General features: G+C 41.7%; 19 protein-coding genes. 13 read left to right on the top strand and 6 right to left on the bottom strand.

What is annotated here, in order from left to right; translation table 11 throughout:
• Positions 1-169: 169 nt before the first annotated feature.
• The 3 genes from WA256_RS12955 to icd all read left to right on the top strand — a co-directional run bounded on the left by WA256_RS12955 (position 170) and on the right by icd (position 6,490).
• On the top strand, positions 170-2,404 hold the full coding sequence (locus tag WA256_RS12955) for a TonB-dependent receptor (protein WP_442961437.1): 2,235 nt from the start codon (positions 170-172) through the stop codon (positions 2,402-2,404).
• Between the two features lie 37 nt (positions 2,405-2,441).
• Positions 2,442-5,123 (top strand): 7TM diverse intracellular signaling domain-containing protein, encoded by a 2,682-nt coding sequence (locus tag WA256_RS12950; protein ID WP_335992011.1) that lies wholly within the window; start codon positions 2,442-2,444, stop codon positions 5,121-5,123.
• Positions 5,124-5,215: 92 nt separating this feature from the next.
• A complete protein-coding gene (icd, locus tag WA256_RS12945) occupies positions 5,216-6,490 on the top strand; it encodes an NADP-dependent isocitrate dehydrogenase (RefSeq protein ID WP_335992116.1) in 1,275 nt (424 codons plus the stop codon).
• On the opposite strand, the gene WA256_RS12940 is transcribed toward icd, so the two are convergent.
• Both WA256_RS12940 and WA256_RS12935 read right to left on the bottom strand, forming a co-directional pair.
• Positions 6,487-6,930: a hypothetical protein gene (locus tag WA256_RS12940; RefSeq protein WP_054561244.1), complete on the bottom strand. Its 444-nt coding sequence runs from the start codon at positions 6,928-6,930 to the stop codon at positions 6,487-6,489. The genes icd and WA256_RS12940 overlap by 4 nt on opposite strands.
• A gap of 111 nt (positions 6,931-7,041) precedes the next feature.
• Positions 7,042-7,989 carry a LysR family transcriptional regulator gene (locus tag WA256_RS12935; protein ID WP_055021137.1) on the bottom strand — a complete coding sequence of 316 codons (948 nt, stop codon included), beginning with the start codon at positions 7,987-7,989 and terminating at the stop codon, positions 7,042-7,044.
• Positions 7,990-8,094: 105 nt separating this feature from the next.
• Here WA256_RS12935 and aceK point away from each other — a divergent pair, with 105 nt between their 5' ends.
• From aceK to WA256_RS12915, 4 genes are read left to right on the top strand one after another with little or no spacing between them, the layout of a single operon-like run.
• Positions 8,095-9,924, top strand: coding sequence for a bifunctional isocitrate dehydrogenase kinase/phosphatase (gene aceK / locus WA256_RS12930; protein WP_335992004.1), 1,830 nt, complete (start codon positions 8,095-8,097; stop codon positions 9,922-9,924).
• A gap of 51 nt (positions 9,925-9,975) precedes the next feature.
• On the top strand, positions 9,976-10,368 hold the full coding sequence (locus WA256_RS12925; RefSeq protein ID WP_058584827.1) for a hypothetical protein: 393 nt from the start codon (positions 9,976-9,978) through the stop codon (positions 10,366-10,368).
• A gap of 8 nt (positions 10,369-10,376) precedes the next feature.
• Positions 10,377-11,339 (top strand): zinc-binding dehydrogenase, encoded by a 963-nt coding sequence (locus WA256_RS12920; RefSeq protein WP_335992002.1) that lies wholly within the window; start codon positions 10,377-10,379, stop codon positions 11,337-11,339.
• Positions 11,340-11,392: 53 nt separating this feature from the next.
• Positions 11,393-11,653, top strand: coding sequence for a DUF2999 family protein (locus tag WA256_RS12915; protein WP_054561248.1), 261 nt, complete (start codon positions 11,393-11,395; stop codon positions 11,651-11,653).
• Between the two features lie 58 nt (positions 11,654-11,711).
• On the opposite strand, the gene WA256_RS12910 is transcribed toward WA256_RS12915, so the two are convergent.
• Positions 11,712-11,918 (bottom strand): helix-turn-helix transcriptional regulator, encoded by a 207-nt coding sequence (locus WA256_RS12910; protein ID WP_054552938.1) that lies wholly within the window; start codon positions 11,916-11,918, stop codon positions 11,712-11,714.
• A complete protein-coding gene (locus tag WA256_RS12905; protein ID WP_335991998.1) occupies positions 11,919-12,377 on the bottom strand; it encodes a hypothetical protein in 459 nt (152 codons plus the stop codon).
• Positions 12,378-12,563: 186 nt separating this feature from the next.
• Between WA256_RS12905 and lepB the strand changes: the two genes are divergently transcribed.
• Together lepB and WA256_RS12895 are read left to right on the top strand one after the other, a co-directional pair.
• Positions 12,564-13,223: a signal peptidase I gene (gene lepB / locus WA256_RS12900; protein ID WP_335991996.1), complete on the top strand. Its 660-nt coding sequence runs from the start codon at positions 12,564-12,566 to the stop codon at positions 13,221-13,223.
• 83 nt (positions 13,224-13,306) lie between these two features.
• Positions 13,307-14,122, top strand: a complete 816-nt coding sequence (locus WA256_RS12895; RefSeq protein ID WP_335991994.1) for a hypothetical protein — start codon at positions 13,307-13,309, stop codon at positions 14,120-14,122.
• Positions 14,123-14,215: 93 nt separating this feature from the next.
• On the opposite strand, the gene metG is transcribed toward WA256_RS12895, so the two are convergent.
• Positions 14,216-16,240, bottom strand: coding sequence for a methionine--tRNA ligase (metG, locus tag WA256_RS12890; RefSeq protein ID WP_335991991.1), 2,025 nt, complete (start codon positions 16,238-16,240; stop codon positions 14,216-14,218).
• Between the two features lie 178 nt (positions 16,241-16,418).
• On the opposite strand from metG, the gene apbC reads away from it, so the two are divergent.
• The 3 genes from apbC (at position 16,419) to WA256_RS12875 (ending at position 23,497) form a co-directional block, all read left to right on the top strand.
• Positions 16,419-17,498 (top strand): iron-sulfur cluster carrier protein ApbC, encoded by a 1,080-nt coding sequence (apbC, locus tag WA256_RS12885; RefSeq protein WP_335991989.1) that lies wholly within the window; start codon positions 16,419-16,421, stop codon positions 17,496-17,498.
• Positions 17,499-17,816: 318 nt separating this feature from the next.
• Positions 17,817-20,468, top strand: coding sequence for a family 16 glycosylhydrolase (locus WA256_RS12880; protein ID WP_335991987.1), 2,652 nt, complete (start codon positions 17,817-17,819; stop codon positions 20,466-20,468).
• 77 nt (positions 20,469-20,545) lie between these two features.
• On the top strand, positions 20,546-23,497 hold the full coding sequence (locus tag WA256_RS12875) for a TonB-dependent receptor (protein ID WP_304636865.1): 2,952 nt from the start codon (positions 20,546-20,548) through the stop codon (positions 23,495-23,497).
• Between the two features lie 73 nt (positions 23,498-23,570).
• Here WA256_RS12875 and WA256_RS12870 read toward each other — a convergent pair whose 3' ends face one another.
• A complete protein-coding gene (locus tag WA256_RS12870) occupies positions 23,571-23,897 on the bottom strand; it encodes a hypothetical protein (RefSeq protein ID WP_062565147.1) in 327 nt (108 codons plus the stop codon).
• 281 nt (positions 23,898-24,178) lie between these two features.
• On the opposite strand from WA256_RS12870, the gene dcd reads away from it, so the two are divergent.
• Positions 24,179-24,766, top strand: coding sequence for a dCTP deaminase (gene dcd, locus WA256_RS12865; protein WP_062565148.1), 588 nt, complete (start codon positions 24,179-24,181; stop codon positions 24,764-24,766).
• Positions 24,767-24,834: the final 68 nt, after the last annotated feature.

Below are 24,834 nucleotides of genomic sequence, written 5' to 3'. Positions count from 1 at the left end.
AGTTGTAAATAAGTATGCGTATAAGTCATGAATTTTCATGATTTATATGCGACTTTAATCTATTGTTTGGTCTATACTTACCACTAAATTACAACAATTTAACAAGTTTCCCTCTTTTAAGGTCTAAAAGCCAATGAAGCGTCCTTTTCTTAAAGATCCAAAGTTTATGATGTTGTCGAGCTCAAGCTTGGCGGCATGTGTAATGGCAAGCGCTGTTGCACAAGGAGAAGGAGCTGAGACTGAAAAAGACATGGAAGTTATTAGCGTTTATGCACAAAAGCGTCCGCAAGCAATTGAAGACGTGAGTGTGGCGGTAAGCCAAGTGAATGGCGAAATTTTAAAAGCTCAGCATTTTAAAGATTCAACTGAAATTGGTTTGTTTGCGCCAAACGTTAAAATCACCCAAAACGCCGCAGAAGGGACGCCTCCCGCTGTGAGTATCCGTGGGGTGGGGTTACTTGATTATAATACGGCGAATACCTCACCTGTTGCCATGTATATTGATGGTGTTGCGGTGGGGTCTGCCAATAATCAAATTGTTAACTTGTACGATATTGAACAACTCGATATTTTACGCGGCCCGCAGGGTACCTTGTTTGGTCGTAATTCTACCGGTGGTGCAATACTAATACGCTCAAATCGCCCTGAGTTTGATAGCTATGGCTCGCTAACATTAGGTGTTGCCAATAACAACGCCACCAGCGTCGATGGTGTGTGGAACCAGCAACTCTCAGATTCCAGCGCAATGCGTATTGCTGTTAACTATCAAGACTACGAATATTCAACAAAAAATACCTATGCAGACTCACCAACAGCAGGCATGGAGCAAAAAAATGCACGAGTGTCTTTTTTGTCCGAGTGGGATGACGTTGATCTTTACCTGCAAGCGCATATTGAAGATTGGGATGGTATTGCCCAGCCAGTTGGTAGTATTGGTATTGTCGCGAACCCTTTAACGGGTGAGCTGTGTTCACCAGCAGATGCGGGCTCAACACGCTGTTTTGATAACTTTGGTTTTAATGATGGCAGTGATGATTTTTTTGCTGTGAGTGTCAATAACGACTCACCTCATAAATCTGATGGCTACGGTTTTATCGCCGAAGTGAATTGGCATTTAAACGAGCAAAGTACATTTACCTCACTTTCGAGCTTTAACGATTTAGAAAGAAGCCACGCTTTTAACTGCGATGGCTCGCCAGCTCGTTTGTGCGAAGGAGTATTAGGGCTAGATACCCAACTATTCAGCCAAGAATTCAGGTTATTAAACGAACTTGCTGATTACACACTAACCAGTGGTGTTTATTTTGCCGATGAGACGATTGAGCAAGATAATTTAAATGATATTTTGCGTGATTTCCGGGGTATTTTACCGACAAACTTAACCGCGACCTTTATTTACGATAACGAAATCAAGATGCAAAATTTGGCTGTATTTAGCCAAATTGAAGTGCCTGTCGCAGATAGATGGATGATCACAGCCGGTCTTAGATATGACTATGAGTCACTTGAGTATGACTCAATCGCCACGTTAAATGCGGTGGTTGATGTGAATGACTTAGACGGAGTGCTTGTACCATTTTATCGCGTTACCGATGAGCAATCAGACAATGGCTTTACTGGTCAATTTGCCGTTAATTATCGCTATTCAGATGCAAGCAATCTTTATTATCGTTTTGCTAATGGTAGTAAAAGTGGTGGCTACAACGGCGGCTTTTTGTCATCTGAAGAACAAGCAATCTTAGCAAACTATGGCAAAGAGCGCTTAAATGCCCATGAAATTGGCTTAAAGTCGTTCTGGCCTGGCAAGCAACTTAGAATGAATTGGGCGGCGTTTTATTATGACTATAACGACCAACAACTGTTTATGAATCAAGCCTCAGAAACACCGCAAATGCCCCCAGTGCAATTACTTGAAAATGTTGCTGATTCAACTATTTATGGCCTTGAAACAGAAATCAATTACCAAGCAACTAAGCAATTAGCCATGCTACTTTCAGTTGGCTATATTCCTCATGCTGAGTTTGAAGAATACGTTGACCCACTTGGCAATAGTATTACCGATAACCAACTACCATTTACTTCTAAATGGAATGTATCAGCGGGATTAAAATACGATACCAGCTTGGCGTCATATCCGTTATCGGCCAATATTATTTACGATTATCAGTCTGAGTTTTATTTTGATCAGAACATGAACCCTTATGCCCGCCAAGACGGCTTTAGCATTGTTAATGCGCATCTAAAATATGATGTTGATAATTGGTCATTTACTTTATGGGGCAAAAATTTATTTGATACTGAATACAGTCAGTTAAAGTTCGATTTAAGCTCGTTCTTAGGCATGCTTGAAGACTTTAAAGGGGAAGGGCGTCGCTATGGCTTTGATGTTTCAATGCAATTCTAGTCGTTGCCAACTCCACGATGTTACAGGGGTTTTGTGAATGCGGTTAAAGCTGTATTTAAGCACTCTGCTGTTTTTGGTTTTATTAAGTGTTTCGGCTAATGCACAAGATACGTTTGTCTACACCGACGCCGTGGCTGATCAAAACCTTCATGATGTCGGTGAAGTGTTTACGGCAAATGATAATATGTTTCCGCAATCGGTGGCTGCGATTGATGCTTGGCGAGCCAGCAAAAAATCACAATCTCGAATAAGCTCTGTCGGCGGTAGCTATTGGTTAATTGTTGAAATTGAAAATCTAAGTGATATCGAAGATTTAGTTCTCTACCCGTATAACACCTTGGTTTCGAAAATAGAAAGCCGCATTTACGACATAACAGATCCAACGGCCCCGATACAGCACTTTGTAACCGGCGGGGTCGAGCCAAATCAATTTGCTTTTCACTATGGTAATCGCTTATCTCTTGAAAAAGGTAAGCGCTACACGCTAATCACTTATTTTGAGAGTGACTACTTTTATACTCCCGCAAAGCTGGTATTAACGCCTTATCAAGATTATTTTCAGAACATAACCGTCGAAAATATGATCATGATGCTGTGCTTTGGGGTGGGCATTGCACTTGGTTTATATAACTTATTAATTTACTTGGTTTCCCGTGATGTTACACACCTGTATTACGCATTATTTACTGCATCCTGGGTGTTTGCTTGGAGCCATTTTTTCCATATTTCTGATCAGCTGTTTGGTTACTATAATCCTCATCTTCACTGGCTCGGCTTTGCCCTCACACCATTAACCAATATTCTGTTTTACAACAACTTACTTAAACTCAAAGAGACATTTCCCAAACTGGCGCAATTATCACTGACGGTGGGTATAATCGCCACTTTGGGTATTCCGTTTTGTATTTTATGGCCAAGCTTTGGTTTTTATTGGTCAACGTTAGTAACGGGTGTCGCTTTATGTTTAGGCTTATACATAGGTATTCGCTGTATGCTCATTGGCTTTAAGCCTGCACGCTATTTTGTGCTGGCTTACATTGCCATGATGCTACCGAATATGGTCGGTAATTTAACTAATTTAGGCTTGCTGCCAGCTACCTCCATTAATTTATATTTATTGGGGTTAATAGGCACAGCCATGGACGCCATGTTGCTGGCGTTTGCTGTGGCCGATAAGTTTAGGTTGCTTCACGATGACAACGTAGAGCTCAACAAAAATCTAGAAGAAAAAGTCCATTTAAGAACCTTGGAGCTTGAAGAGCTTGCCTCTGAGCTTCGCGATGCGAATGAAGCTAAAAGCCGTTTCTTAGCGAATATCAGTCATGAGATTCGCACCCCAATGACATCAATTATTGGCTATGCAGATGGCATTATGCTCGGGGACATTAAGCCTCATGAGCGCAACCATGGGATTGGCGTTATTTTGCAAAATAGCCGCCATGTCCTTGGATTAATAAACGATATACTCGATATGTCGAAGATTGAAGCCAACAAGCTAGAAATAGATTTAGTCGAAACAGACTTGTTTGCAACGATTGCCAATATTGAGTCACTTATTGGCAAGCAAATTCGAGATAAGGGCTTAAAGTTCAGTGTTGATTATCAGTTCCCGTTGCCAGACTACCTAATTACCGATCCGAGTCGTTTAAGGCAGATCTTATTAAACTTAACAACCAACGCCCTTAAGTTCACTCAAGTGGGGCGTATAACTTTAACGGTGAGCTGTCATAACGATAAGTTGTCGATAAGCGTAAAAGACACCGGTATTGGCATGACAGACAAAGAGCAACAAGCCTTGTTTAGTGCCTTTTATCAAGCGGATTCAAGTATTTCTAGGCAATATGGTGGCACGGGTCTTGGCCTTAATATTTCAAAGAGCCTTGCGCAGAAATTGGATGGGGATATCAGCGTTAAAAGTAATGTAGGCTCTGGCAGTGAGTTTATTTTCACCATGTCGATTTATACTACAGATAATACACGCTGGCTTAATGATATGAGCGAAGTGAAGCTCGTTGAAACCTCACCGTTTAGTAAGCTTGATGCACCAGAGAACTTAAAGGGCAGAGTATTACTTGCCGAAGACCACCCAGACAACCGACGCTTAATTGCGCGAATATTAGAGCGCATGGGACTAACAGTGACCACCGTTGAAAATGGCAAAGACGCAGTTCAAGCAACCCTCGAAGACAGCTTTGATCTTATTTTACTGGATATTCAAATGCCGATTATGGACGGTCAAGAAGCATTAAAAATGATGCAAGCAACGGGAGTGAGTGCGCCAATCATTGCACTGACAGCGAATACCATGAAGCATGAAATTGCCCGTTATATGAAACAAGGCTTTAATGATTTAATCGCCAAACCAATTGATAGAAACGCGTTTAGCCATAAAATTGCCAGTTACTTAGATTGCGATGAGTTAGCCGATATCAAGTTACCTGAAAAAGAGTTTCAGGCGCTTAAAGATGACTATATAAAAGGTCTTGAAGAACAGTATAGAGAAATGCGCGAGCAATACAAAAAGATGGATATTGATGGCTTAAGCAGAAATGTTCATATGCTTAAAGGCGCTGCGAACATGTTCGAATGTGAAACGCTTTATGTTAAAGCGGTCGCCGTTGATGCCGCGCTTAAAAAAGATACCGTCACGCTCGATACGCAGCTTATTGCCTCCTTATTTTGTGCTATGCAAGACGAGATAACCAAGGTAACGCATTGATTGCTTGAATAGCGGCTATTTCTTTGTAAGCACAGACAAATTAGCTATTTCTTGATATTAATATTATTAAAACACCTTGCTGGGAAGGCATGATGCAGTATCAACATATTTCAGTACCCTCGAATGGCGCGCAAATTACGATTAATAGTAAGGGCCAATGGCATATTCCTGATAATCCGGTTATTGCTTACATTGAAGGCGATGGCGTTGGTCAAGATATCAGCCCGGTGATGCGTGATATTGTTGATGCTGCAGTGAGTCAGGCTTATCAAGGTGATAAACAAATACACTGGATGGAAGTGTTCAATGGCGAAAAAGCAGCTGCGCTTTACGATGGCGACTGGTTCCCGCAAGAAACCCTACATGCGGTTAGGCAGTATAAAATTGCCATAAAAGGGCCGCTAACAACCCCCCTTGGCGGTGGTTTTCGCTCTTTAAATGTGGCCCTTCGTCATGAGATGGATTTATTCGTTAACATGCGGCCTATTCGTAGTTATCCGCATTTACCATCGCCCTTAAAAGAGCCTGAAAAAACCCAAATCACAGTAATACGCGACAGCTCAGAAGACGTTTACTCGGGCATTGAGTGGCAGGCTGGCAGTATCGATAACGAACGTATGCTTGATTTTCTGTGCCAAGAAATGGGGGTCACCCGACTTCGTTTTGATAACCAATGCGGTATTGGTATTAAAAATAGCTCGAAAGAGGCGGCAGAGCGACTAATGCGTTACGCCCTAAACTTTGCCCTCAAAGAGCACAGTGAATCACTGACTGTGGTTCACAAAGGCAATGTACTTAAATTTACCGATGGCGCCTTTAAACGCTGGGCATTTGCCCTTGCTGAGCAAGAGTTTAACGCTGTAGCGCATGAAAATGGTCGTTGGTTAGTGATCAAGCGAGACAATCAAGATGATTTAATCATCAAAGAAGTCATTGCCGATAACATGCTACAACAAGCGCTACTCACCCCAGAGCAATTTGATGTGGTGGTAACAACCAATCAAAACGGCGATTACTTAGCTGATATGCTAACCGCACAAGTTGGTGGGGTAGGTATTATGCCTGCGGCAAACTTAAATAATGAAGTGGCCTTTTTTGAACCGACTCATGGCACATTTAATCGCATAGCCGGGGAAGACAGTGCAAATCCAACAAGCAGTATTTTAAGTGCGGTTATGATGCTACGTTTTATGGGCTGGCACGAAGCGGCGAATAAAATAGAAAAAGCCCTAGAGCAGACGCTTAGCGCAAATGAAATGACGTTTGATTTGGCTAACCTAGTAGCCGGTGCGACGATGCTTAGTTGTAGTGATTTTGCAACAAGCATCATCGCGCGAATAAGTAACTCAAATAATGAACCATATTAAGCGGCATTGGCGCTTTTAACTGCGTAGACACATGGTTTACCTGTTAACTGTGCTGCACGTTGGTAAATGTGCTCTGCACCTGGCTCGTTGCTTGTCATGCCTGTTAATGTATCCATTAACGCAACCACTAAAATAGCTGGTACTTGGCAGCAGTATTCATCTAGCACTGCAGTTGTTGTTTGTGCATCAACATGGCAATGCGGGTGAGTACGTACTGTGCTATATGCTTTTAACAGTGTCTCTGCTTGTAAAACATCATCATCTTGATGTTTGGTTTTACGGCATTGGCAACCAAACTCATCAACCATTGTTGCCAGTGTTTGGTAAATCTCATCGCAGGCTAAATCGCTTTTTTTACAAAGCTGCTGCTCGATGAATGAGTGTAATTGACCATTGATGTAAAGGCCGTCCTGTTGAGTGAATTGCGCTGAAGTTTCCATAATCATTTTCTCTTTGTTTATGTGCTTAACTTCACTCTAGCCCTTCACTCATTATTAATGAAATTGTTGTTTTCAATAACTGATATTGATTTTATCAATATTATACTGTTTTTAACGATCAGCCACGGTACTGGCAAAGGCAAGTAGCTCTCTACGCAGCCACTGATGCGGGTTTGCGTGATGTAGCAAAGGGCTCCATAACATTTTTACTTCAATAGGCACGATTTGAAATGGCACTGGACTTATTACCAAATCAGTGTGTTTTGCTAATAACATGGCTTGGCGACGGGGCAATGTTGCTATGAGTTGAGGTGATTGGCAAAGTAGGCTCGCCACCATGTAATGGCGGGTGAATACGCGAATATTGCGGGTTTGTTCTAGTTGCCATAATGCCTCATCGACCCAGCCTAGTTTTTGGCTGCCTGATTTATTTGTTACTGCCGCTTCTACGCCCCAACCAGCCCGATTCACCCAAATGTGTTCTTGTGCAAGGTAGCCTTCAAGGTTTTGCTGTTGTAAGTAAGGGTTGTCCGGGTGTGTTAAGCAGCAGTAATTGTCGCGCCACACACTGGCTTGGTGGAATGAGCGGGGCAGGCCGTTAAAGCGATTAATGGCAAGGTCGATGGTGCCTTTTTCCATATCTTGAAGGTTAACATCGCTTGGGCTCAAAATATCAAAATTAAGCCCCGGATTTTTTGCAAGCTGTTGGGTGATAAACGGCGCAATCAGGGTTGATTCAAGGTAGTCGTTTGCCATGATCCGAAACGTAATATTCGCGGTGCTCGGGTCGAATACCTCACTTGGCTGAGTAATTTCCTCAGCCATTTTTAACAGTGATTCTATTTCAGGTTTAAGGCTGAGCGCTTTTGCCGTTGGCGTCATTGTGCCAGCGGCTCTCACTAATAATGGATCATCAAACAAATCTCGCAAACGCTTAAGGGCGTTACTCATTGCAGGTTGAGTCAAAGCTAGTTTATTGGCAGCTTTAGACACACTTTGTTCATCAATGAGGACATTTAAATACACCAATAGGTTGAGGTCGACGTGCCTAATATTCATTTGATCAATCTTATTTATTATCTTTATTAATTACCTAAATTAAAGCGCGCTTGCTATTGTGTGTAAACAAGGCGACTAAAATAATCAGCATAAGCGATAAAAATAATGCCACAGCAAAGTTCACATTTGGCTGTTAAATCACACAGCGAACAGTTAAATCAGGTCGTAGCGACTAAGCTTGCCCGTGCGGTGTATGCTGGCTTTGAGGCTATGTTTGCAGAGTTTTTAAATATTACTCTCGGTGCACAAAGTCGTTTTGAACAGCGCCAGTGGCATCAAGTTCAAGGGGCTATGAAATCGCGATTGCAAGTTTACGAAGGGCAAGTCAAAAAGGTAAGCCAAGCGGTAAAAATTATTGCTTATAGCGAAGTAGACGACCCAGCGCTTTGGTTATTAGCCAAAAAAATATACGCAGAAATGGTGCAAAGCCATGAAAATCAGCCCATTGCTCATACGTTTTTTAACTCAACCTTCGGTGCAATTTGGGACTCACGAAAAATTCGCAATGTGCACTTGTTTGTACTGAAAGCACGATATCAACTGGGGCCAAGACCCTTTGATTCACTGGTAAGCCGTATTTCCCTGCAAAATGGCTTTGAAAGTGCGATTAGTAGCTTGATAAAGCGCCATGTGTTTCGGTCACAATACGCTGATTTTACTAATGATGTTGCCATGTTACAGCGCACCTTGATTGCTGGAGCGAAACAGCAGTGCCCACAAGTTTATGAGCTCCTTGCACTCAACGACGGTTATATTGAATACGCGAATTCATTGTTTTTCAGAAATAAGGCGTGTTACATCATAGGCCGCTGTATTGCTAAAAATGGCGATAACATGCCATTTGCGATTGCGCTATTAAACAGTGAAAAAGGTTTGCACATTGATGCTGTGATGATGGGAGCTGATCAACTCAGCTTGTTGTTTGGCTTTGCGCGTACTTATTTTATGGTCGACACTGACCAACCCGCCCGATATGTTGATTACCTCAGTGTTTTAATGCCTCATAAGCAACGTTTTGAGCTGTTTAATGCCATAGGCTTTATCAAACACGCGAAAACCGAGTTTTATCGTTATAAAGTTGATACCACCCGTAATAGCCCCGTTGACGATAAATACACACTTGCGCCGGGTACGCCGGGCATGGTGATGCTGGTATTTACCACCCCAGGCTCAGATTATGTGTACAAGGTAATAAAGGATAAATTTAGTGCGCCAAAAACGGCCACCAAACAACAAGTAATGGCTAAGTACGACTTTGTTAAACAAGCCGACCGAGTAGGACGGCTAGTTGATACCCACGAATTTCGTTATTTAGCGTTTGATTTAAGCCGATTTAGTGATGAGCTTATACAAACAATGCAGCAGCAAATTGGCGATAGCTTAGTGATCTCGGGGAATGCACTTATTTTGCGCCATGTTTATGTAGAGCGAAAAATGACGCCGCTTAATTTATACATCAACGACTGTGATGAGCGAAAACTGCAGCAAGTAATGGTTGATTACGGTAAAGCGATAAAAGAGCTTGCGGGGGCTAATATTTTCCCCGGTGATATGCTGATGAAAAACTTTGGTGTAACCCGTTGGGGAAGAGTAGTGTTCTACGACTACGATGAGATTTGCCCGATGACAGAGTGTCAATTTAGAGAACTGCCAAAAACCGATGACTCATTGGATGAACTCAGTAGCGAAAGCTACTTTGATATTGCCGAAAACGACGTATTTCCGAGTCAGTTTAAAGTATTTTTTAGCGCCAATAAGCGAGCGTTTGAGCATTTCAATGCTGCACATCAAGATATTTTCACTGCCACGATGTGGCAGCAATTACAAACTGCCATAAACGATGGGCAATTGCTTGATGTTTATCCTTATAAGCAGTCTTGGCGCTTTTCGTCGATGAGAGCTCAAATGAAAAAATCTCAACCTATAACTGTTTAATAGGAACATAGTGTTAGCGTATGCTATTGAAAAATTGCTAAGGAACGCACTATGAAAAACACACTGTTATTATCGAGTTTATTTATTTCGTCTATGGTAAGCGCCAATCCGTTATTAGGTAGCTGGCAATTTGTTGAAGGCAAATATGCAACCAATGACGGCTATGTGACGGCAAAAGCGCCAGAAATAACCTCAGTTAAACTGATTACACCCAGTCATTTTAGCTATATCACCCAAAAGCAAGGCAACTTTCATTATGCTGGTGGCGGCAAATATGTTTTGCAAGACCAGCAATTTATCGAAACTTTTTCCTATGGTAATGTACCTTCACTACTTGGTAAGACCATGGCATTTGATTACAAAATAGAAGGTGACTTGTGGCACCACACCTTGTATGAAAATGGCAAATTAGTCGAAGCTGAGATCTGGCAACGAATTAAATAGAAGGTGATATGCGTTATATTAAGCACGAAGACTCAGAGTTACATTTTGCGCAAACAGATAAACCAGCCCTAAAAGATAACGAAGTTCTTATTGCTGTTGCAGCAATCGGCGTTAATCGGGCAGATTGTTTACAGCGACAGGGCAAATATCCTGCGCCCAAAGGTGACAGTGAAATTCTAGGGTTAGAATGCGCCGGTACCATTGTTGAGCAAGGCAGTGCAGTATCGGGAGATTGGCTTAATAAACGCGTTTTTGCCTTGTGTGCGGGCGGTGCTTACAGCGAGTATGTTGCCGTTGATGCTGCGCAAGTGATGCCGTTACCAGATGAAATGACAATGGCAGAGGGCGCTGCTATCAGTGAAGTATACTTAACGGCTTTCTCTGCCTTATTTCAATTTGGTCAGCTCAAAGCGGGGCAAACGGCACTGATCCATGCGGGAGCTAGTGGTGTCGGAGGGGCGGCAATTCAAATGGCAAAACGCGCGGGTGCTCAAGTAGTGATAACCGCAGGCAGCGATGAAAAGTGTGAGCATGCCAAACAGCTTGGTGCAGACCACACCATTAATTATAAAACCACCGACTTTGTAGAGTATTTCAAAGCCAATAATTTACAGGCTAATACCATTGTTGATCCTGTCTCAGGAAGCTATTTAAATAAAAATGCTGCCGTTGCAGCAATGGATTGCCAAATTGTGATGTTAGCCTTTTTAGATGCGCGCTTTGCTGAGGTTGACTTTGCAAGGTTGCTTAGTAAGCGCATATCATTTCATGCATCAACTCTACGTAATCGTTCAATTGAGTTTAAACGTGATTTAAAAGAGCAGTTTATTTCGCGCTTTTATGATGACTTGGCCAACGGGCTGTTCGATTGCAATATCTATAAAACCTTAAATTGGCAAGAAGCGAATGAGGCGCACCGTATTTTAGATAACAACGAAAATTCGGGAAAAGTGGTGATGTTAGTTGAATAACATCAATTTGCCCATATTATTGGTTTTATTAGTAGTTAAAAGTAAAGGTTAATATGAACCCTATTATTGCAATGCTCAAAGAGCACAATGTAAGTGACGAGAAAGTGCGTGAGCTGTTTCAAGCGTTTATGGAAAACCCAATGATGGCAATGGGTCTGGTCCAACAGTTAGGTATCCCACCAGAAAAGCTTCAACAATTGATGGCATTAGTGATGACGCAGCCACACCTTATTAAAGAAGCGGCTGAATCAGTTGGCATCAGTGATGATGAAGTTGAACAAGCCAAAGCGCAGTTCAAAAATCAGCAGTCATAAAATTTAATGATTCGAATTGAAAAAAGGTTAGCTATTTGGCTAACCTTTTTTGTTGGTATTATTGATACGAAAACACGTCGTCTAGTTTCTTATCAAACAACTGTGCAATCTTAAAAGCCACCTCAAGAGAGGGGGAATATTTACCTTTTTCAATCGCTACTATAGTTTGCCTTGAAACACCAACAGCCTCTGCTAATGCTTGCTGAGTCATTTCATTGTGATGAAATCGAAGTTCTCGAATGGTATTACTGAGCTGTTTTGTCATTTAGCTGTCTCTTCGATATAAATACGCTTTGCTAGCAATAGTAATAATTTCACTCACTAAAAAACCAATAATAAGAAAGTGCATAATATTATATAGATCAGAGACCTCAGGTAACAGCATACGTCCAGACACACGCTCAATTTGCGTTGTTAAAAATACACACATTAAGATAATTGCAGAGCAAAACCAGTGACCAAGCTTGGTGCTTTTTAGCTCGATGAGCTTGTCGCGCTCATCATCTCCTAAGTCTGCTTCTTTGTGTTTAATACCAGCAAGCACAGATTGCATAATGATCTCTAAGATCACCGCAACTACAACAACCTTATACAAATAAGACACCATGGCCTCTTGGCTTAGAGCCCCCGCGGCTTGTAGTGAATTAATACCTAACAGGTAATAGCTTAAAAGGCCTATGGTTACCACCAAGGTGCCCCAAATTGTCATTTCTTTGTAGCTCATTTTATATCATCCAATGTAAAAAATATTTGACTTGGTGTTAAGTAAACTACTCATTAAGTGTGGTGTCAAATATTTTTAACATCATGTATGGTATTTTTATCATTGACGTATTTCGTTACATTTAGTTGAGAACTAATTTGTACCGCACAGGCTCTTATGAAAACAAACAACAAATAAGGAACGAATATGAACTGGCTTTTGAAGGTGTGGAAAAATAACCGCTCTTTGATTTTATTCATCTGTTTGATGAGTGTGTTTAGAAGTGCGGTGGCTGATTGGTATGAAGTGCCAACAGGTTCAATGAATCCGACCATCGTTGAAGGGGACCGAATTTTAACGGATAAAATGGCTTATGATCTGCGAGTGCCATTTAGTCATATTTCGCTAATGCGTACTGATGAGCCAAAAGCCGGTGATATCATTGTATTTGACTCTAAAGCTGCAAATAATCGCTTAATAAAGCGTGTTATTGGCGTGCCGGGCGATACAGTGACTTTAGTCGATAACAAATTAATCATTAACGGTAAAGCACTTGATTACGCATTAACTGATGATAAGCAAGAGCAGCAGATACTCACTGAAAACCTTGCAGGTGTTCAGCACGCTATTCAGGTATCAAAAACGCCCTCGGTGATGCAGCATTTTGCACCTGTCGTTATTCCCAAAGATATGTATCTAGCGATGGGCGATAACCGTGATAATAGTGCAGACTCACGAGTGATTGGTTTAGTGCCTCGCAGTGAGTTATTAGGCAAAGCTAAAAGAGTCATAGTGTCACTTGATTATGATGATTATTACTTACCTCGAAAAGAGCGACTCTTGCATGATTTGTACTTAGCTCCCTAGATAAAAATCGTACAAAAATTGGCAATTTATAATTTTGTGTTTCAATATTAACGACATAAAAATAATAAGCCAAAAGGTAAAGTATGATAAATGATAAGTTTACTAGATTAATTCGATATTATTTGTTACTCGTCTTTTTGATTAGCCTAGTTGCATGTGGTTCGAGCTCAAAAAACGAATCTACAAAAGTTGATGACACTAACAGCTCAACACCGGATACAGGTGTTGAGCTTGTCGATAACAGTGGTAGTGCTGACTATAAAATTATTATTTATGGCAATAGCCATAGTGCTAGATTAGGGGATTTGCTTGAACAGCTTATTTCCAGTGAGTTAACCAACGCTCAAGTTTCAACTCTTACCGTCAGTGGTCGTTTTTTAGATGAAATAGTGAACACTTCGGGCAATATTGAAAAGCTACAGCAAGCCAATTGGAGCCATGCTATTTTTCAAGGTCAAAAGTATTCTCAGTCTGGCTCTGTGAATTACTCTACAAGTGAGGCTGAGCGATTAATTGCCAGTGCAAAAGAGCTGGAAATTACACCTATTTTGTTTCCAGAGCATCCACAGCAAGGTGACAGCAAAGAAGGGGAGCTTGTCTATCAATTGCATTTGTCGATTAGCGAAAAAGAGGCAAGCTGTGTAGCACCAATCGGCTTAGTTTGGGACAAAGCAATCGCCGCATTACCGGAGCTTAATTTTTACAGTGCAGATGGAAATCATGCTTCAGATGCAGGGCACTTACTGACCGCGATGACTTTTTATGAAGTTATAACAGGTGAGCTTGCAGATACCCTAGCTTACAATGCCGCTTTTGCGATTACCGAACAACAACACCAGCAGTTTGGGCAAATAATTACTCAAGTACTGACTGAGTATCCTGCATGCCCAAGCTCATAAGCTAACAACATTAATCTAAAGCATTCATTAAATACAAAAAAACCGTTGTGTCTGAAACACAACGGTTCTTTATATTAACTAGCAATTGTGTAATTACATTACACGCATGCCAGGCTCTGAGCCTTCATCTGGATTAAGAATATAAATTTCTTTACCGCCAGGGCCTGCTGCTAATACCATGCCTTCAGACATACCAAAACGCATCTTACGAGGCTTAAGGTTCGCGACCATTACCGTTAGCTTGCCTTCGATGTCTTCTGGTGCATACGCCGATTTAATGCCTGCGAATACTTGGCGCGTTTCGCCACCTAAATCTAAAGTTAGTTTTAATAACTTATCTGCGCCTTCAACGTGTTCTGCTTTAGCAATTTTTGCTACGCGTAAATCAACTTTCGCAAAATCATCAAATTCGATTTCTGGGCTAATAGGTTCTTTTGCTAGTGGGCTGTTTGGATCAATCTTGTCTTTTTCAGCAACTAGACTTTCTTTTGACTCTTCAATCATTTTGTTTACTTTATCCATTTCAACACGTTGCATTAACGGTTTGAACTTATTAATTGCGTGACCAACAAGCGCTGTTTGCGCGCCTTGCCATGTTAAACCGTCGTTTAAGAAGGCTTCAACGTTTGCTGCCATACCTGGCAGAACAGGTTTTAAGTAAGTGATAAGTACACGGAACATATTCAAACCAAGTGAGCAAACATCGTGTGCTTCTTGTTGTTTTGTTTCGTCTTTAATTAACACCCACGGCGCTTTAGCATCAATGAATTGGTTTGCTTTATCAGCAAGGGCCATGATTTCACGAATTGCACGGCTGTAATCACGGTTTTCGTAGTGGTTTGCGATGCTTGCAGCAGCTGCTTGGAACTCACCTAATAGCGCTTCGTCCATTACGGTGTCGCTAAGCTTGCCGTCAAACTTCTTGGTGATGAAGCTTGCACAACGACTTGCGATATTAACCACTTTACCTACTAAGTCTGAGTTTACACGTAGTGCAAAGTCTTCAAGGTTTAAATCAAGGTCAGTGATGCCGTTGTTTAGTTTTGCTGCGTAGTAATAACGAAGATATTCAGGATCTAGGTTATCAAGGTAAGTACGTGCCTTAACAAAAGTGCCTTTTGATTTAGACATCTTCGCGCCATTCACAGTTACAAAACCGTGGGCAAATACATTTGTTGGCTTTCTGAATTTTGCGCCATCTAACATTGCAGGCCAGAATAAGCTGTGGAAATAGATGATATCTTTACCAATGAAGTGGTAAAGCTCTGCATCTGAGTCTTCGCGCCAGAATGCATCAAAATCAATCCCTTTTTTATCACACAGGTTTTTAAAGCTTGCCATGTAGCCGATTGGTGCATCGAGCCACACGTAGAAATATTTACCCGGTGCACCAGGGATTTCAAAACCAAAGTAAGGTGCGTCACGGCTGATATCCCACTGCTGTAGGCCATCTGCAAACCATTCATCAAGCTTGTTCGCCATTTCTTGTTGAATCGTACCTGAGTGTAACCACTCTTTAAGCATGTCTTCAAAAGCAGGTAGGTCGAAGAAGTAATGCTCAGAATCTTTTAAGATTGGCTCAGCACCCGACATAACAGAGCGTGGGTTGATAAGCTCAGTTGGGCTGTAAGTTGCACCGCAAGAATCACAGCTGTCACCGTTTTGATCTTCAGACTTACACGTTGGGCAAGTACCTGTTACAAAGCGATCTGGTAAGAAGATACCTTTCTCTGGGTCGAAAAGTTGAGAAATAGTGTGCTTTTTAATGTGACCCGCTTCATTTAAACGGTTGTAGATTAGCTCGCTGAAATAGCGGTTTTCTTCACTGTGCGTGCTGTGATAGTTATCAAACTCAATATTGAAATCAGCAAAGTCACGTTGACGTTCAACACTCACGTTTTTAACCATCTCTTCTGGCGTGATCCCTTGCTTTTGCGCATTAAGCATAATTGGTGTGCCGTGAGCATCATCCGCGCAAACGTAGTAGGTTTCATGACCTTGTTGTTTTTGGAAACGCGCCCAAATATCAGTTTGGATATATTCTAGTAAATGACCTAAGTGAGTCGGGCCATTGGCATAAGGTAATGCGCTAGTAATCAGGATCTTTCGCTGTGCCATAATCATTCCGAATTGAGATTAGTTCAATGCAAATATGCTCGAATATCATTATTTAATTCATTGTGAGTTGCTTATATACAACCTAAAGCAATGATATTATCTAATTGTCTGGTTTTAATGCCATGAATGTTACATAATTCCGCAGCACTTTTCATCAAAGAAACGCTAATTTATTGCTATGTTTGGACTGTCAAAACTATTCTCAAGTAAATCGGCTGAAAAAGCACCTATCATTGCTGCCTTAGCCGCCTACCGTAGTAGCGCATTTGCCATTGGCATTGAGCAAGACTGGCTCGAAGAGCTTAATCAAAACAGCGATAAAAGCTGGCAGGTAAAACTTAGCCTACCTTTTGCTGGCTGTGGCGAAATCAACGAGATTGAAAAATTTGTCGCTGATAAACTATCAGTGCCTGTGTCAATTAGCGCTAAAGTGAAATTACCTAGCACATATAGTTTTAAGCAAATTAAACATATTGTGCTCGTTGCATCAGGCAAAGGTGGTGTTGGAAAGTCAACCACCGCGGTGAATCTTGCCTCAGCTTTAGAGCAAGAGGGTGCCCAAGTGGGTATTCTCGATGCCGATATTTATGGTCCTTCTATTCCGCTGCTTCTTGGCCTACAAGGTGCTGAGCCGAAAGCAGCCGATGATAAAAACTTACTTCCTTTTGAAGCGCACAACCTCAAAGCGCAGTCGTTCGGCTTTTTAGTACCTAGCGATGATGCAACCGTTTGGCGCGGACCAATGGCATCGGGAGCGCTTAATCAGTTAATGAACGAAACCGCCTGGGGTGAGCTTGATTACCTAATTGTTGATATGCCTCCAGGCACCGGTGACATTCAATTAACCATGAGCCAAAAAGTACCAGCAAGTGGCGCTGTGATCATTACCACGCCTCAAGATTTGGCCTTAGCCGATGCACAAAAGGGCATTGCTATGTTCAATAAAGTGAACGTGCCTGTGCTTGGTTTAATTGAAAACATGAGTTATTTCTTGTGTGGACATTGTGGTGAGCCCAATCATGTATTTGGTAAAGATGGCGCTGTGACATTAGCGCATCGTCATGGCGTGCCTGTGCTTGCTAATATTCCGCTGGCTATTGAAATTCGCGAAAGCTCAGAGCAGGGCGACTTAATTGCCAAAGACAACGCGGCTCAAATAAGTGAAACATACAAAACCGCTGCCCGTGTGCTTGCTAGTAGCTTGTATTACCAACAGGCGCAGTCAAGTTCTGTTGAAATCATCATTACCGAAGACTGATCGCAGCAAATATTTTTACAGCGAGACTTTTTCAATTAATAAAGTTGTTATTAGTGAATTTGTCTTGCTGTGAGGGTACTTCCTCATTTTTTGTTCACGTATTGCCTTGTTAATCACTTAGACTAAAAACAATTTCGCAGTAAATGTTAATATTTTATTGACGTTTTAGTAACCGTGTCATACTCTAATGAAAGCGCTTACATTAAAAGGGCTTTTTATTTGACCTTCAATGTAAGCGCTTACAATTGACTGATTAAAACTATACTCTATATATATCAGTTGAGTACTAACAAACACATAATGTTAGGGTTCAATGCAATGAACAAATTCAAAACACACTTAACACAACTAGCAATGGCGCTTTCTGTAGCGACTTTAGCTGGCTGCGGTGGCTCTGCCACAGATACAAAAATAGACACTGTCGATCCAACTGAACCAGTTTCAGATTGGGTGATGGTTTGGGAAGATAACTTTGACGGCGATGCCATTGATGACAACAAATGGAATTTCGAAATAGACTGTGCGGGTGGCGGTAATAACGAAAAACAATGTTATACCGACAGTGAAGAAAACGCTTTCGTTGCAGACGGTATTCTTAATATTGTTGCATTACCTGCAGAAGAGGGTGCAGCAAAACCATATACATCTGCACGTATCAATACTCGCTATAAAGCTGATTTTAAATATGGTCGCTTTGAAGTACGCGCAAAGCTACCTAGTGGGCAAGGCTCTTGGCCTGCGTTTTGGATGATGCCAACCGACGAAGTATACGGTGAATGGCCTCGTTCTGGTGAAATCGACATTGTTGAGTCGGTGAACCTAAAAGTCGAAAATGATGATGGTCTAGAGTCAAATATCTACGGCACATTACATTATGGTCAAGCATGGCCAAATAATGATAGTAGTGGCAAAGCCTATACCTTCGCGCAAGATTCTAATCCTGCTGATGATTTCCATACTTATGCTATTGAATGGCAAGAGGGTGAAATTCGTTGGTACGTAGATGACTATTTATATGCAACACAGCGCCAATCAGAATTACTTTATAACGCTGACGGTGAGGCACTGGCTCTTAAACATAAGGGTTGGTACACAGAGTACTTTGATCAAACAACTGGTGAGTTAACAACTTTCTGGGATGCAGCGCCATATAACCAAGAGTTTTATTTAATCTTAAACTTTGCTGTTGGCGGTGATTGGCCTGAAAATGTTAATGCCCTTGGTATTGATGCTACTGCATTCGAAAATGGTCAAACTTTTGAAGTTGACTATGTACGTGTTTATGAATGTGCTCAAGACCCAGACACAGGTAAAGGCTGTGAAACAGTTCGCCCAGGTTATGACAATTTAGAAGATGCACTTGTGCAAGGCGCAGCTCCTGCTCCAACACCACCAAGTGATGGCACTGTAACACCGCTTACTATCTTTGATAGCAGCTTTAACCCTAACTGGCCTGCATGGGACTGTTGTGGTGGCACAACGCCAGGGTTAGTTGAAGATGCAGACCGTGGTAATGTAGTTGAATTTAGTGTGGGTGCAGAGCCTACAGTAAATGGCTTTATTAGCCGTGATGCCTTTATTACCGATGAAAACGGTGAAGCGTCACCTTATGATGCAAGTGCAATGTTAGAAGACGGCTATGTAACTTTTGATATGCAAGTGACTTCGCTGCCCGCTACACCAGATGCACCTTGGTTATTTAAAATCGAAAGTGATGAAGGCGCGACAGCCGTTGAGCTCAACCTAAGTGATAGTACTGAAGGTGTTAGCCCAGTTGCTGGTGAATGGCAAACATATACCTTCCCACTGCAAACATTAGCTGACGCAGGTTTAAATGTATCGCTAATTGATGTGATCATGATTTTCCCTGCATGGGGTCAAGGTGAGGGTGCTGTTTACCGTGTTGATAATGTTGAAATTACCAATGGCGGCACAACAACATTACCTTCATTAACTTTATTCACTGATGAAACTAATCTTGATTGGCCGCTATGGGATTGTTGTGGTGGTTCAACACCTGTTGAAGTAGTCGACGACGAAGAACATGGTGTTACTGCAGAGTTCTCTATTGGTGCAACTCCTACGGTAATGGGCTTTATTAACCGTACTTCATCAGGTGGTAGTGGTACGCAGTTTGATGCATCAGCATTGGTTGATGATGGCATGCTGCAGTTTGAGATGAAGATCACCTCTTTATCATCAACACCAGATGCGCCTTGGCTATTAAAAGTTGAGTCTAATGAAGGTGCAACAGCAGTAGAAGTTAACCTTAACACAAGCTCAGAAGGAGTTGACCCTGTTGCTGGTGAATGGCAAACATACACGTTCCCAATCAGTACTTTATTAAACGCAGGTTTAGATGTAAGTGCTATTGATGTAATCATGATTTTCCCTGCATGGGGTCAAGGTGAAGGTGCAGTTTACCGTGTCGACAATGCTCGCATTTATGCACCAGAGCAAGAAGCAGCTGCGTCAGAACTTACGCTGTTTGCCGAAAACGTGGCAGATCAGTGGAGCATTTGGGATTGTTGTGCTGGTAGCACGCCAACAGTCGAAACTGACGATGAAACTCATGGCTCTGTGGCAGAATTTCAAATTGGTTCTACCGCTACGGTAATGGGCTTTTTAGCTGATGATGGCGTGAGCTTTGATGCATCGCACTTATTATCTGAAGGTGTGGTTCGTTTTGAAATGAAGATTGTTTCAAACGCCAGCGACCAAGATGCTCAGTGGTTATTCAAGATTGAATCAAACGATGCAGGTCAAGCTGTGGAGCTTGCATTAAGTGCAAGTCAAGAAGGTGTCGAGCCGGTGGTTGGTGAGTGGCAAACGTATACTTATACACTTGCTGACTTACTAAGTGCAGGTCTTGATATTAGTGCAATCGACGTTGTTATGGTGTTCCCGTCATGGGGGATGGGTGAAGGTGCGGTTTACCGTATTGATAATGCAGTTATTGCAAACCCGTAATTAACATTGGCAACAAGTGATGGGTGCTGATTACAGCACCCAGTATCCATGACAACATATGCAAAAGCAGGTATATCATGAAAAGCACAAAATTTATTAAAACACCTCTTGCAGCGTCAGTTGCGATGATTTTAACCGCAGGGCTAGGCACTATGTCTGCTTATGCACAGGATGAGCAAGAGAAAGCTGATAACGATATTGAAGTTATCGAAATTAAAGGTATTCGTGGCAGTATGATCCGCGCCATGGATATGAAACGTGATGCAACAGGTGTTGTTGATGCGATTTCAGCAGAAGAGATGGGTAAATTCCCAGATACTAACTTAGCTGAATCATTACAGCGTATTACCGGTGTATCAGTGAGCCGTTCAAACGGCGAAGGTAGCGAAATTACGGTACGTGGTTTTGGCCCTGAGTTTAACCTAGTAATGTTGAATGGCCGTCAAATGCCAGGCACAGGTTATACGCGTTCATACGCCCTTGAGAATATTGCCGCTGATGGTGTAAGTGCACTTGAAGTAGCAAAATCAGGTCAAGCTGATGTACCAAGTGGTGGTCTAGGTGCTACTGTAAATATTATTACAACTCGCCCATTAAATAGCCCAGGCGAAAAGTTTAGCTCGTCTATTAAAGCTATTCATGACTCGTCAAATGAAAAAGGTGATGATGTAACGCCAGAGTTTTCAGCGATGTACAGCAATACCTATGCTGATGATACATTTGGTTTTGCGGCATCATTCTCTCATCAAGAACGTGATTTTCAACAGCAAAGTGCCAATATTCAAGGTTGGCAAGCAAATGTTGATTTACCAACCCTTGATGAAGGTGACTACATTGACCCACGTGCAGTAGATAGCGAAGGCAACCGTGTCGGTAATCATTTCTTCCCGAAAGACATGAACTACAGTATTGCTGATGTTGAACGTGAGCGTACTAATGGCCAAGTAACTTTGCAGTACTCGCCAATTGAAAGCTTTACTGCAACGGTTGATTACACAGCAAGTCGTGCAATCACCGGTGTTGAAACTGCAGGTTGGGGTATTTGGAATGAGTTTGGCAGTAACATCAATAGTTATGAGCTTGATGAAAATGGTACAGCGCTTTATGCCGATATAAGTGGTAATGATGGTTCATTTACAGCAAGCCGCGCCACTACAGAAGTTAAAGCACGTTCAATTGGTTTAAACCTAGAATGGCAAATCAATGACCAGTGGGAAGTTGAGTTCGATTATCATGATTCGAAAAACGAAACAGATAACGGCGCAGATGATGGCTTAGGTTCTGATGGTCAAATCATTCTTGGCTCTGACCAGTTACAGAGCAAAGTATATGACTATCGCACTGGTGAGGTTCCGCATGCCTACGTTAATTGGAACAATGGCTCAACAGTGCTAGATCCAAGTGAGATAGATTCGAACTTCAGTCAGTTTATTTACTCGCCAGGTGAGTCTAATGTTGAGCAAGCTCAGCTTCATGCAACCTGGTTCAATGAAAGCTTTGAAATTCCACTTGTTAAAGTAAAATTCGGTGCAGCAAATACTAAACAAACTATGGGTGGTTTTACTGCTTGGAGTGGCCTGCGTGGCGGCCCTGGTTTTAATCCATCATTCACCGAAATTTTCCCTGATGGTATGTTCACTTATAATGATACTGGCGACATGCTAGATCAGTTTGCTGGTGGTGGTAGTGCCCTTGAACCAAATTACTATTACACCTATAGCTTTGAAGAAGCGTTAGCCCGTCAACTTGCTTATTTAAACGAAGATTTATTAGGCGATAATCAATATTCAATTGACCCATTCTTTGATGGTATCGACAGTGAAAGCTACGTAGAAGAAAAAACACAAAGCTTCTATGTGAATAGCTTGTGGGAATTTGAATTGTCTGATTACTTTGTTCAAATCAACGCAGGTCTTCGTTATGAAGAAACTGATGTGACCAGTACGGTTCGTCAACGTGTTGAAAGCCAAGTTAACTGGGTGAGTGCATCTGAGTGGATCATGCAGTACGAAACTGGCGGTACAGATAACTTTTACCAAGAAGAAGGTAACTACGATATCTGGTTACCAAATATCGACGTAAAAGTTGAAATTACAGACGAGCTTGTTGGTCGTGTTTCGTGGGGTAAAACCATGGCACGTGCGCCGCTGGGTAATTTGGCTGGTGGCCGAAGCTTGACGGGTAGCCCGAAACCAGGTTCGCGTACAGGTAGCCAAGGCAATACTAATCTGTTGCCATTTGAATCAACTAACCTCGATTTATCACTTGAGTACTACTACGGTGAAGGTAGCTACGCGTCGGTTGGTTACTTCAAAAAAGACGTAGATAACTTTATTCAAACGCAAATCACTGAAACAACCATTGAAGGTTTATACGATATCTTAAATGGTCCTCGTTACCTTGAAGCTGTTGCATCTGTAGAAGCACGTGGCGAGCAGGCAACGAGTGACGCTGTGTTCAATGAAATGCTGGCATTAGGTTATGGTAATGCGGATGGTGCCATTGAGCCAACGAGTTCAGATCCACTGATGGTATGGAACATTTCTCAGCCACAAAATACTGATAGCAAATCAGTTGATGGCTTTGAACTTGCTGTTCAACACTTATTTGGTGAAAGTGGCTTTGGTTTAGGGGTTAATGCTACGTTTGTTGATGGTGATGTTGAATTTGATGTAGCAAGTTTGACTCAACAAGCTCCTTTATCTGGCTTAAGTGATTCAGCTAACTTCCAAGCTTTTTACGATAAAGACGGCTTATCAGTAAAAGTAACCTACGCATGGCGTGACTCTTACTTAATTGGTGTTGGTCAAGCGCAAGGCTCGTCTGATGCTCCGCCACAGTTTGGCGATACCTACGGTCAATGGGACTTAAGTGTTAACTACGACATCAACGAAAACATGACTGTTTTCTTTGAAGGTATAAACCTTAATAACGAAACTGAGCGTGGCTACGGTCGTTACGAAGAGCAGTTCTTATTTGCTCGTCAATACGGACCTCGTTACACAATTGGTGCCCGTTATAGCTTTTAATATGTGATCCCGATGGAACAAAAGCCGCTCAATGAGCGGCTTTTTTTATTTTAATCTGATAATTAAGACGTTTTTAAAGAGGCTTCTTGCGATAAAGTAAGTAGCCCAAAAAATAGCAAAAAATAGCAATACCAGGATTAATTAATAAATTAGGCATGAACACAATATCGGTTTCACCAAAACAGTAGAAGTAAAAGGCAATAGTGAGTAATGAAGGTAGCGGGAAAAAGAAAGTTTCGTTAGCAACTAAGCCCACTACCGACCAGCTAGTTAATAGTAGTGAACCGACAAAAACGAGAAAGCCATGCCATAAATCGTGCTTTTTAGCATAGTGTTTGGCTATTAAAATTGCGACAACGCATGCTGGCAATGTTATTACGGATAAAATAACGTAATCCATAACAACTTATCCTCATTCTCCTTGTAATCGCGTAATTAAAACAAAACCCAGTACTTTAGATAAATCAGAAAACACTGATCTTATTAGCTGAGATGGCTTATCTTATTTTGTTGAGAATTATTTGCGCAACACGCTGTTGATTTGTGTAATATATGTCACACTATATCCACCCCATTTGGCTTTACTGATACACACTCGACTTTTGTTGTGTTTCAACTAGAGCTTAGCGTGTTTTTTCAGCTTAAAATCATATGTTTAAGTTGTATTAGGTAGAATAATAAATGAGATTATCAGATACCCATATTCAGCAGTTTATTGACGAAGGCCGCATTGTTATTGAGCCAACACCGAGCAAAGAAATGATTTCAGGTGTTACGGTGGACTTGCGTTTGGGCAACAAGTTTAGAGTTTTCCAAGATCATACCGCAGCCTATGTTGACTTAAGTGGTCCAAAAGATCAGCTTAACAAGGCGATGGAATCAATCATGAGTGATGAGATTGTGCTTGCTGAAGAAGAAGCATTTTTCCTCCACCCAGGTGAACTGGCACTGGCTATCACCCATGAAAAAGTCACATTACCAGCAGATATTGTTGGTTGGTTAGATGGTCGTTCATCTTTAGCACGTCTTGGTTTGATGGTTCATGTTACAGCACATCGTATTGATCCGGGTTGGTCTGGTAATATCGTGTTAGAGTTTTATAACTCAGGCAAATTGCCACTGGCGCTTCGCCCAATGATGAAAATTGGTGCTATGAGCTTTGAAACCATGACAAGCCCTGCAGAAAACCCATACAACGTTCGTAAAGACGCAAAATATAAAGATCAAAATTCGGCGGTTGCAAGTCGTATCAGTGATGATAATAAATAACTCCAGTTTGTGTGGCTTTCGGGCCACATAACATTTTGTTACTGAACTTTTTACCTAATTAAAGCCTG

Origin of the sequence: Pseudoalteromonas sp. CH_XMU1449-3, assembly GCF_037027245.1 — a bacterium.
In the GTDB taxonomy this organism is placed as follows: Bacteria; Pseudomonadota; Gammaproteobacteria; order Enterobacterales; family Alteromonadaceae; genus Pseudoalteromonas; species Pseudoalteromonas shioyasakiensis.
Note: the sequence above shows the minus strand (reverse complement) of the source record. Positions and strands in the feature narration are given on the sequence as shown.